The sequence below is a fragment of the Rhizobium sp. SVR5-2C genome, assembly GCF_056755115.1.
In genome coordinates this window covers 1-238 of record NZ_JBNDHT010000568.1, presented here as the reverse complement: position 1 = coordinate 238, position 238 = coordinate 1, and the positions used below count along the sequence as shown (strand labels likewise).

Genomic DNA, 238 nt, shown 5'->3' with positions numbered 1-238 from the left:
GGACTGCTCCAGCAGGGTAACGGTTGGTTTAGCCTGGGGCTTAAGTGCCAGCCAGCTTTTCAGCTGAGTCAGGGCACGCGTCCATTTACCACTGAGGGTCAAAAACTGCACAAACGCGGCGCGGAGATCGGCATCGGCCGGACGGACTTTGATCTCAGCTTCAAGACGCACCAGCGCGTCACTCAGCGATTCACCCGCCAGGTGTTGATAGAGCGTATTCATAGCCATTCCTTAGTTT

Annotated in this window: 1 protein-coding gene; it reads right to left on the bottom strand. The window is 55.9% G+C overall.

Annotation, left to right across the window (positions count from 1 at the left end; translation table 11 throughout):
• The coding region (locus ACPYOI_RS36925; RefSeq protein ID WP_481424291.1) for a hypothetical protein at window positions 1-222 on the bottom strand (222 nt) is incomplete at its 3' end.
• Between the last annotated feature and the right edge of the window lie 16 nt (window positions 223-238).